Raw genomic sequence first — 9,399 nt, 5'->3', positions numbered from 1 at the left:
CACCCTCCCCGGCGTCGCCCGGCCGCGCCCCCCGTGCCCCCCCCGGGGACACCTTTGAGAGCCCCCCCCCCCCCCCCCCCCCCCCCCCCCCCCCCCGCGGGGGGGGGGGGGGCCCCCCCCCCCCCCCCCCACGACTCGGCGCGCGCGAGTCGCGGCGGCCGGGTCTCGACTCAGACGGTGGTGGCGACCTGGTCGAACCCCAGGCGCGGGGAGCGACCGAAGGCGCCGGGCTCGCCCGGCTTGCCGATGTTGACGACCATCAGCGGGGTGTGGTCGGCGTCCAGGAACTCCTTCTGGACACCGGCGAAGTCAAAGCCGGTCATCGGGCCCGCGGCCAGGCCGGCGGCGCGGATGCCGAGGATGAAGTAGCCGGCCTGCAGCGAGGCGTTGACCAGGGCGGACTGCTCGCGGACCGGGCGCTCGGAGAAGAACGCGTCCTTGGCCTGCGGGAAGTGCGGGAAGAGCTGCGGGAGTTCCTCGTGGAACTCGTTGTCCGCCGACAGGATCGCGACCAGCGGGGCGGCGGCGGTCTTGGCCCGGTTGCCCTCGGCCATGTGCTTCACGAGGCGCTCGCGGGCCTCGGGGGAGCGGACGAGGGTGATGCGCAGCGGGGTCTGGTTGAACGCGGTGGGGCCGTACTTCACGAGGTCGTAGATCGCCTGGACCTGCTCCTCGGTCACCGGCTCGTCGGCGAACGAGCTGGCGGTGCGGGCCTCGCGGAACAGCAGGTCCTGAGCGGCGGCGTCGAGAACGAGAGACATCGAAAAGCCTTCTTCTTTACGGAGGAGTGGCGCGTTTACGGAGGTGTGGCGCGATGTCATCACCGTAGACCCGAGGTATGTGAATTTTCAACTAAATGCCTCCGGGGGTGACCGGGATCACTCCCGGGGGCCGTCCCCCACGCCCTCGGCCTCCCCGTCCCGGGCCGCCAGGGCCGAGTCCAGCCGGGCCCGAGCCCCCTCCAGCCAGCGCCGGCACACCGTCGCCAGCTCCTCGCCGCGCTCCCAGAGCGCCAGCGAGTCCTCCAGGGAGGTGCCACCCGCCTCCAGCTTGCGGACGACCTCGATCAGCTCGTCGCGGGCCTGCTCGTAACCCGGCGCCGTCTCGGTTTCAGCCATTCCCGTGCCACCTTACATGTGTAGTACAACGATATTGTCGCCAGAACGTGTCGACGTCCCCCGGGCTCATCCGGCGTCGGTCGCGCCCTCGGACGCGCCCTCGGACGGGCTCTCGGACGCGACCTCGGACCCGCCTTCCGGCGCGCCGTCCGGGGCCGGTTCCGCCTCGACCCGTACGTGGAACTCGCCCGCCGCCACCCGCGCGCGCAGCACCTCGTCCGGCGCGATGTCCCGCGGCGAACGCACCACGTGCCCGTCGGCCCGCTGGAGCACCGCGTACCCGCGCTCCAAGGTCGCCGCCGGCGACAGCGCCACCACCCGGGCCCGGGTGTGCGCCAGCTCGGAATCCGCCCGGTCCAGCAGGTGCCCCAGCGTCCGCCGGCTGCGCGCCAGCAGCGCCTCCACCTCGGCCTCCCGGGTCTCCACCATCCGCCGGGGGTGCACGAACACCGGCCGGGCCAGGGCGTGGGCGAGGCCCCGCTCCTCCCGGTCGAGCAGCCCGCGCACCGCGCGCAGCCCGCGCGCCTGGAGCTGACTCACGCGCTCCAGCTCCTCCCCGACGTCCGGGACCACCTTCTTCGCCGCGTCCGTGGGCGTGGACGCCCGCAGGTCCGCGACCAGGTCCAGCAGCGGGGAGTCGGGCTCGTGCCCGATCGCCGAGACCACCGGGGTACGGGCGGCCGCGACCGTCCGCACGACCTCCTCGTCGGAGAAGGGCAGCAGGTCCTCCACGCTGCCCCCGCCGCGCGCCACGATGATCACGTCGACCTCCGGCAGCGCGTCGAGCTCCTTGACCGCCTCGATCACCTGGGGCACCGCGTTCACCCCCTGCACGGCCACGTTGCGCACCTCGAAACGGACCGCCGGCCAGCGGCGTCGGGCGTTCTCCAACACGTCCCGCTCGGCCGCCGAGGCCCGCCCCACCACCAGCCCGATCAGCTGCGGCAGGAAGGGCAACGGCTTCTTGCGGTCCGCCGCGAACAGGCCCTCGGAGGCCAACGACCGCTTGAGCTTCTCCAGGCGGGCCAGCAGCTCCCCGATGCCGACGGGCCGTATCTCCGTGGCCCGCAGCGACAACTGCCCGCGCGGCGCGTACCACTCCGGCTTGGCCAGGACGACGACCCGCGCGCCCTCCGTCACCGCGTCCGCGACCTCGTCGTACACCTGGCGGAAGCAGGTCACGCTGAGCGAGATGTCGTGCGACGGGTCGCGCAGCGTCAGGAAGACCACCCCCGCCCCCGGCCGCCGGGACAACTGGGTGATCTGCCCCTCCACCCACACCTGACCGAGCTTGTCGATCCAGCCGCCGATGAGTCGGGACACCCGACCGACCGGCAGCGGCGCGTCAGCCGACGTATTCAGACCCATGCACGCAGGCTAACCGCCAGAACCGACACCGTCCCCGGGGCCGGCGACCCGATCCCCGGCGCGTCGGCCCCGCTGGGCCACCCACACCCCCAACCCCACCACCAGCCACACGGCACCCACCAGCTGCGCCGCCCACGAGGCCTCGACGATCACCGCGACGGTGACGGCCGCACCCAGCACCGGGATCACCAGGTGCTTGAACCAGTTCGGCGGCCCCTCGCGCCGCTGCACCACGAACCAGCCCACCACCGAGGCGTGCAGCAGCGTGAACGCCACCAGCGCCCCGATGTCCACCACCGACACCAGATGGTCCAGCCCGTCGTCGCGCCGGGCCGCCCACACCGCCGCGACCAACGTCACCGTCGCCGCCACCAGCAGCGCCGCCCGCGGGGTCCCGTCCCAGGTCCGCGACAGGACGTGCGGGAGCCGCCGCTCCCGGGCCATGGCGAACAACAGCCGACCCGCCGCCGCCTGCCCGGCCAATGCCGCGAACGCCGCCCCGATCGCCTTGCTCACCGCCACCAGGTCGTGCAACCACGACCCGACCGCCGACTCCACCGTGTTGTAGAACGCCGGCCCCTGCGCACCCGGATCGGCCGCCAGCTCCGCCGCCGTCATCGGGCTCAGCAGCGCCGCCAGGTAGGTCTGCGCGATGAACAACACCCCGGTCAGCGCCAGACAGAACAGCACCGCCCGCGCCACCTTCGCACTGCCGCCCGTCACCTCCTCCGCGAAGGAGGCGATCGCGTCGAAGCCCAGGTACGACAGCACCGCCACCGACACCGCCCCCAGCACGGCCGCCGTCGAGAAGGCCAGGGAACCGTCCCCCGTCAACGGCGACAGCCAGCCTCGCCGGGCCCCGCCCTGCGCCAGCGCGACCACCGCCGCGACCAGGAACACCAGCAGCACCACGATCTCCATGACCAGCACCGCGAAACCCACCCGCGCGGCCGCCCGTACGCCCCACAGGTTCAGCAGGGTGGTCACCACCACCGCCAACGCCGTCCACACCCACCGGGACACCTCCGGCACCAGGGCGTTCATCGCGATGCCCGAGAACAGGTACGCCACTGCGGGGATCAGCAGGTAGTCCAACATCGCCATCCACCCGGCGATCAGCCCCGGCCCCTCGCCGAGCCCCTTGCGGGCGTACGTGAAGACCGAACCGGCCTGCGGGGCCACCCGGACCATCTGCGCGTACGAGAACGCCGTGAACGCCATCGCGACGGTCGCGCAGAGGTAGACGAGGGCCACCGCGCCGTGCGACTTGGCGTCGAGGGTGCCGAAGATCCCGACCGGGGCCATGGGGGCGATGAACAGCAGCCCGTAGACCACCAGATCGCGAAAGCCGAGGCTGCGCCGCAACGTCGCGGGAGCCTCGGACACCGAACCGGAATCCGTCACGGACGCCATCGTTCCTCCGGGGGAGAAGCAGGACAGAGGTTCGACCCAGTTTGTGCCGAACGGGCGACGACCGGCCTGCTGAAGACCCCCGTACGATGGAGCGTATGACTGCTCCCTCCCCTGCTCCCGCTTCCCGCCGCGTCCTGCTCGCCGCCCCGCGCGGATACTGCGCGGGCGTCGACCGAGCCGTGATCGCCGTCGAGAAAGCCCTGGAGCAGTACGGTGCGCCGGTCTACGTACGCCACGAGATCGTCCACAACAAGTACGTCGTCCAGACGCTGGAGAAGAAGGGCGCCATCTTCGTCGAGCGGACGGAAGAGGTCCCCGAGGGCTCCATCGTGATGTTCTCCGCGCACGGCGTGGCGCCCGTGGTCCACGAGGAGGCGGCCCGCGGCCGGCTCGCCACGATCGACGCGACCTGCCCGCTGGTCACCAAGGTCCACAAGGAAGCCATCCGCTACGCCAACGACGACTTCGACATCCTCCTCATCGGCCACGAGGGCCACGAGGAGGTCATCGGCACCTCCGGCGAGGCCCCCGACCACATCACCATCGTGGACGGCCCCGACGACGTCGCCAACGTGCGGGTCCGCGACGAGTCGAAGGTCGTCTGGCTCTCCCAGACCACCCTCTCCGTCGACGAGACCATGGAGACGGTCGACGCCCTGAAGACCAAGTTCCCGCTGCTGGTCTCGCCGCCGAGCGACGACATCTGCTACGCCACCTCGAACCGCCAGGCCGCGGTCAAGGTGATGGGCGCCGACTCCGACCTGGTCATCGTCGTCGGCTCCAAGAACTCCTCGAACTCGATCCGCCTCGTCGAGGTGGCCCTGGACGCCGGCGCGCGCGCCGCCCACCTGGTCGACTTCGCCAGCGAGATCGACGAGGCCTGGCTGGAGGGCGTCACCACCGTCGGCCTGACCTCGGGCGCCTCGGTGCCGGAGGTCCTGGTCGAGGAAGTGCTGGAGTGGCTGACGCGGCGCGGCTACGCCGACGTGGAGATCGTCAAGACGGCCGAGGAGTCGATCGTCTTCTCGCTGCCCAAGGAACTCCGCCGCGACCTGCGCGCCGAGGCGGCGGGACTCGTCGCCGGGGCGGCTGACGCCGAGGCGGACGCTGCCGGGGCGACGGGTGCGGCGGGTGCGGCCGGTACGACGGGTGCGACGGGTGCGGCGGGAACGACCGGCGTGACCGGCGCGACCGGCGCGACCGAGAAGTAGGCCCTTCGCCGCCGTTTTCTCTACGGTGGTCCCATGCAGATCTTCGGCGTGGACATCGGCGGATCCGGTATCAAGGGCGCTCCCGTGGACCTGGAGCGCGGCGAGTTGGCGCAAGAGCGCCACAAGGAACTGACACCACAGCCGGCCACCCCCGACGGGGTGGCCGACCGTGTCGTCGACGTGGTCCGCCACTTCGACTGGAACGGCCCGGTGGGCGTCACCTTCCCGGGTGTCGTCACCGGCGGGGTCACCCGTACGGCCGCCAACATGGACAAGGCCTGGATCGGGGTCGACACCGCGGCCCTGCTGTCGGAGCGCCTTGACGGCCTCCCGGTGACCGTCCTGAACGACGCCGACGCGGCCGGGGTCGCGGAGATGACGTACGGCGCCGGCAAGGGGGTCTCCGGCACCGTCATCCTGCTCACCCTGGGCACCGGCATCGGCAGCGCGCTCTTCACGGACGGCCGACTCGTCCCCAACACCGAACTGGGACACCTGGAGCTGCACGGCCACGACGCGGAGAAGCGCGCGTCGGTCAAGGCCAAGGAGGACCACGACCTCACCTGGGAGCGCTGGGCGCACCGGCTCCAGAAGTACTTGGAGCACGTGGAGATGCTCTTCTCCCCGGAACTCTTCATCCTCGGGGGCGGCGTCAGCCGCAAGCCGGAGAAGTTCCTGCCGCTGATCGAGGGGATCCGCGCGGAGATCGTGCCGGCGAAGCTCCAGAACAACGCGGGCATCGTCGGAGCGGCGATGGCCGCCCGAGGCGCGTCGGCCTAGGCCGTCTCTTTCGGATCTTGCCGGGCGGCGCGGGTCAGGCAAGATCCGGAAGAGACGGCCCAGGCCTGGAGGCGGGGTCGGGGGCAGCCGTCAGGCCACGGGCGGGGTGGGCTCAGACCACTCGGCGGGGCATGCGGCGCTTCCCGATCAGCACGGCCTTGCGCACCAGCGCGATCAGCGCCGCGACGACCGTTCCCGCGTACAGCCAGCCGGCGTGCAGGGACAACGCCGAGACGATCCCCATCAGCTGCCCGCCGAAGCCCCCGGAACCCCCGGAGACGGGCCAGACCCCGACCGCGAAGGCGATCGGGGCGCTGATGGGGGCGGTGATCAGGTCGGCGGGGCGCACCCAGAGCGCGGTCGTGGCGGACACGGGCAGGAAGAGCAGCCCGTACGCGAACAGGGACGCGTCGAACAGCAGCCAGACGATCCCCGCGACCACCGCCATCGACACGCACGCGAAGAGCCCGCCACCGAGGCCGGTCAGCCGAGGCCGGGGCAGCCGTCGCCGGGCAGGGGCCGGCTTCGGCGGGCGAGCCGCCCCCGGGGTCTGCTGCCTCGGGACCTGCTCCCGCGGGTGACGTACTGAACGCGCCCTGTAGTGCTCCACCCCACCAAACTAGGCGGGGAGGCCCCCATCCGAGGGCCCGGACACGCGTACAACGAGCGCCACTCATCGGAAAGTAAACTGTCCGACGGCCCATCCCCGGGCCGCCGCCCCCTCCAGCTACGGGAAGTCGCCAACGTGTCGCTCACGATCGGAATCGTCGGCCTGCCGAATGTCGGCAAGTCGACCCTGTTCAACGCCCTGACCAAGAACGACGTGCTGGCGGCCAACTACCCGTTCGCCACCATCGAGCCGAACGTCGGCGTCGTCGGTGTCCCGGACCAGCGGCTGGCCGTCCTCGCGGGCATCTTCGGATCGCAGAAGGTTCTCCCGGCGACCGTCGACTTCGTCGACATCGCGGGCATCGTCCGCGGTGCCTCCGAGGGTGAGGGCCTGGGCAACAAGTTCCTCGCGAACATCCGCGAGTCGGACGCGATCTGCCAGGTCATCCGCGCCTTCAAGGACGAGAACGTCGTCCACGTAGACGGCAAGGTCTCGCCCAAGGACGACATCGAGACGATCAACACCGAGCTGATCCTCGCCGACCTCCAGTCCATCGAGAAGGCGGTGCCGCGCCTGACGAAGGAGTCCCGCCTCCAGAAGGAGAAGGTCGCGGTCCTGGCCGCGGTCGAGAAGGCGCAGAAGATCCTCGAAGAGGGCCACACCCTCTTCTCGCAGGGCATCAGCAAGGGCACGGAGCAGGGCGACCTCCTCCACGAACTGCACCTGCTCACCGTCAAGCCCTTCCTCTACGTCTTCAATGTCGACGAGGACGAGCTGACGGACGACGCCTTCAAGGCCGAGCAGAGCGCCCTGGTCGCCCCCGCCGAGGCGATCTTCCTGAACGCCAAGCTGGAGGCCGAGCTGATCGAGCTCGACGACGAGGAAGCCCTCGAACTCCTCCAGTCGGTCGGCCAGGAAGAGCCGGGCATGGCCACGCTGGGCCGCGTCGGCTTCACCACCCTGGGCCTGCAGACCTACCTGACGGCCGGCCCGAAGGAAACCCGCGCCTGGACCATCAAGAAGGGCGCCACCGCCCCCGAGGCCGCCGGCGTCATCCACACCGACTTCCAGCGCGGCTTCATCAAGGCGGAGATCATCTCCTTCGCCGACCTGGTCGACTGCGGCTCGGTGGCCGAGGCCCGCGCCAAGGGCAAGGCCCGCATGGAAGGCAAGGACTACGTCATGCAGGACGGCGACGTGGTGGAGTTCCGCTTCAACGTGTAGCCGTCTCGTGTTGCACGTGAGGTGAATTCATCAAATGCGCAGGTCAGAAGGGGTCGGACTCTGTCGAGTCCGGCCCCTTCGTCGTCACCGTGCCGGATGGGTGCTGGATGTCCTGGCGTGGAGTCAGCGAGTGATCAGGTCTCGTAATCGGTGGACCGGTGTCCCACGTGAACGCCCCGGATCGCCGGCTCGCCGTTGTCGATCGTGTAGACGCCGCGGTAGTCGCGGACGCGAAGACGGCGTCGTTCCCGCCCCCCGGCGGCTTGCTCCGTGGTTCCGCGGTGAGATTCGGGTCATGTTCTCGTCCGGTGTGGAACTCCCCGCAGATTTCGTACATCAGGACTAAAGGGATGCCCAGCCGTTCTGTCCCGCCGGGGCAGTCATGACCGTTCGGAGCGAAGTTCGTGCACCAGTACCCGCAGCGCCCGCGGCCTGATGAGCAGCCGTACGATCCGGATCGTTCGTATCGGCCGTCCGAGGGGGATCGGCCGGCCTCGTTTCCGCCGCCGCCCTACGGCGATCCCGACGCCGATCGGCGCGTCGAGTCCGGCCGGGGGGTCGAGCGGGCGCGCGGGCCGCGGCGTTCCCGGCGCGCCCTGTGGGTCAGCGTGCCCCTGGTCCTCGCGGTGCTGTTCGGCGCCGGCGGGTTCGCCGCCTGGAAGAACGAGTGGTTCTCCGGCAACGGGGAGAGCGTGAGCTTCGGCAAGGACGTCCCGGCGGCGGTGGGGTCCGACGACCCGAAGCCGGGCGGTTCCCCGGCGGCCCCGGCGCGGCCGACCGGTGATCCGGACGTGTCGCTGCCCGTCGGGCCGAAGTCCGACTTCAAGCAGACCGCCAAGCTCGACGACGGCACGATCATCGCCAAGACCCGCCTCGCCGGCGCCAAGTCCGGCTTCGAGGGGGACGTCTGGGTGTGGACGCCGAAGGAGTACGGCGAGAAGAAGTACGAGAAGAGCGCCTTCCCGGTGCTCATCGCGCTCCCCGGGGGCAACGGCTTCCCGGCGAACTACTGGGCCGACCGCAGCCTGGGCCTGCAGAAGGCCGTCAGTGAGGGTGTCCGGGCCGGCACCAGCCTGCCGTTCATCCTTGTCATGCCCGTGCTCAACCCGGACAACAAGTACTATTATGACGGCGCGGACATCCCGGGGCGCCCCAAGATGGGCACGTGGCTCGCCGAGGACATACCGGACTTCGCCCGCGCCAATTTCCGTACGTACGAATCCCGCGACGGCTGGGCCTTCATGGGCTCCTCCTCCGGTGCGTTCGTCGGGATGAAGCAGGTCCTCCAGCACCCGGACAGGTTCAAAGCCGTGATCGCCAGTGGTGGCGAGATCGTTCCCGACTCCCCGCTCTGGAAGGGGCACCAGGCGGAGATGGACGAGAATGATCCCGAGAAGCTCGCCAAGAAGCTGATCGACGCCAACGGCCCGGAGGTCTACATCAACTTCCAGGTCGGGACGAAGGAGACGGGCAAGGACCGGATGCTCCGGTTCCAGCGGGAGTACGGCAAGGGCCCCGTCAAGGTCACCATCCGTGACATCCAGAACGGCGAGCACAACGGCTGGCACTACGTGCGCGGCATGAAGGAAGGCTCGCTGGAATGGATCAGCAACGTGTTGAAGGGGCCGAAGCCCGAAGCCGGGTGACCCGTCCCGACCGCCACCGCCCGTGTCCC

9 protein-coding genes and 1 pseudogene are annotated in these 9,399 nt (G+C 70.6%); 4 read left to right on the top strand and 6 right to left on the bottom strand.

Going from position 1 to position 9,399, the window contains the following annotated elements; translation table 11 throughout:
- Positions 1-170 precede the first annotated feature (170 nt).
- The 4 genes from ACFYW3_RS10890 to ACFYW3_RS10875 form a co-directional block, all read right to left on the bottom strand.
- Positions 171-761 carry a malonic semialdehyde reductase gene (locus tag ACFYW3_RS10890; protein WP_351756279.1) on the bottom strand — a complete coding sequence of 197 codons (591 nt, stop codon included), beginning with the start codon at positions 759-761 and terminating at the stop codon, positions 171-173.
- 117 nt (positions 762-878) lie between these two features.
- A complete protein-coding gene (locus ACFYW3_RS10885) occupies positions 879-1,118 on the bottom strand; it encodes an exodeoxyribonuclease VII small subunit (protein WP_389386099.1) in 240 nt (79 codons plus the stop codon).
- 66 nt (positions 1,119-1,184) lie between these two features.
- Positions 1,185-2,486, bottom strand: a complete 1,302-nt coding sequence (xseA, locus tag ACFYW3_RS10880; protein WP_389386098.1) for an exodeoxyribonuclease VII large subunit — start codon at positions 2,484-2,486, stop codon at positions 1,185-1,187.
- A 9-nt stretch (positions 2,487-2,495) separates the two neighbouring features.
- Positions 2,496-3,899, bottom strand: a complete 1,404-nt coding sequence (locus tag ACFYW3_RS10875) for an APC family permease (protein WP_389386097.1) — start codon at positions 3,897-3,899, stop codon at positions 2,496-2,498.
- Between the two features lie 86 nt (positions 3,900-3,985).
- Between ACFYW3_RS10875 and ACFYW3_RS10870 the strand changes: the two genes are divergently transcribed.
- The gene (locus ACFYW3_RS10870) at positions 3,986-5,110 is read left to right on the top strand and encodes a 4-hydroxy-3-methylbut-2-enyl diphosphate reductase (protein ID WP_389386096.1); all 1,125 of its coding nucleotides are present in this window, start codon (positions 3,986-3,988) and stop codon (positions 5,108-5,110) included.
- Between the two features lie 33 nt (positions 5,111-5,143).
- The gene (gene ppgK / locus ACFYW3_RS10865) at positions 5,144-5,890 is read left to right on the top strand and encodes a polyphosphate--glucose phosphotransferase (RefSeq protein WP_351756268.1); all 747 of its coding nucleotides are present in this window, start codon (positions 5,144-5,146) and stop codon (positions 5,888-5,890) included.
- A gap of 112 nt (positions 5,891-6,002) precedes the next feature.
- On the opposite strand, the gene ACFYW3_RS10860 is transcribed toward ppgK, so the two are convergent.
- Positions 6,003-6,392 carry a DUF6542 domain-containing protein gene (locus ACFYW3_RS10860; protein WP_351756293.1) on the bottom strand — a complete coding sequence of 130 codons (390 nt, stop codon included), beginning with the start codon at positions 6,390-6,392 and terminating at the stop codon, positions 6,003-6,005.
- A 243-nt stretch (positions 6,393-6,635) separates the two neighbouring features.
- Between ACFYW3_RS10860 and ychF the strand changes: the two genes are divergently transcribed.
- Positions 6,636-7,724: a redox-regulated ATPase YchF gene (ychF, locus tag ACFYW3_RS10855; protein ID WP_266949602.1), complete on the top strand. Its 1,089-nt coding sequence runs from the start codon at positions 6,636-6,638 to the stop codon at positions 7,722-7,724.
- Positions 7,725-7,858: 134 nt separating this feature from the next.
- On the opposite strand, the pseudogene ACFYW3_RS10850 reads toward ychF, so the two are convergent.
- Positions 7,859-7,990: pseudogene (locus ACFYW3_RS10850) on the bottom strand (type II toxin-antitoxin system RelE/ParE family toxin); the annotation flags it as partial.
- 342 nt (positions 7,991-8,332) lie between these two features.
- Here ACFYW3_RS10850 and ACFYW3_RS10845 point away from each other — a divergent pair.
- Complete coding sequence (locus ACFYW3_RS10845) at positions 8,333-9,370, top strand: alpha/beta hydrolase-fold protein (RefSeq protein WP_351756257.1); 1,038 nt, start codon at positions 8,333-8,335, stop codon at positions 9,368-9,370.
- Positions 9,371-9,399 lie beyond the last annotated feature (29 nt).

This window comes from Streptomyces sp. NPDC002602 (genome assembly GCF_042889445.1).
Lineage (GTDB): Bacteria > Actinomycetota > Actinomycetes > Streptomycetales > Streptomycetaceae > Streptomyces.
The sequence above is the reverse complement of the archived record's forward strand: the minus strand, read 5'-3'. Positions and strand labels throughout refer to the sequence as shown.

What these genes read in the sequence shown, in the direction of transcription:
- ACFYW3_RS10890 (WP_351756279.1), bottom strand. Translation starts at nt 761, where the DNA reads ATGTCTCTCGTTCTCGACGCCGCCGCTCAGGACCTGCTGTTCCGCGAG.
- xseA (WP_389386098.1), bottom strand. Translation starts at nt 2,486, where the DNA reads ATGGGTCTGAATACGTCGGCTGACGCGCCGCTGCCGGTCGGTCGGGTG.
- ACFYW3_RS10875 (WP_389386097.1), bottom strand. Translation starts at nt 3,899, where the DNA reads ATGGCGTCCGTGACGGATTCCGGTTCGGTGTCCGAGGCTCCCGCGACG.
- ACFYW3_RS10870 (WP_389386096.1), top strand. Translation starts at nt 3,986, where the DNA reads ATGGAGCGTATGACTGCTCCCTCCCCTGCTCCCGCTTCCCGCCGCGTC.
- ppgK (WP_351756268.1), top strand. Translation starts at nt 5,144, where the DNA reads ATGCAGATCTTCGGCGTGGACATCGGCGGATCCGGTATCAAGGGCGCT.
- ACFYW3_RS10885 (WP_389386099.1), bottom strand. Translation starts at nt 1,118, where the DNA reads ATGGCTGAAACCGAGACGGCGCCGGGTTACGAGCAGGCCCGCGACGAG.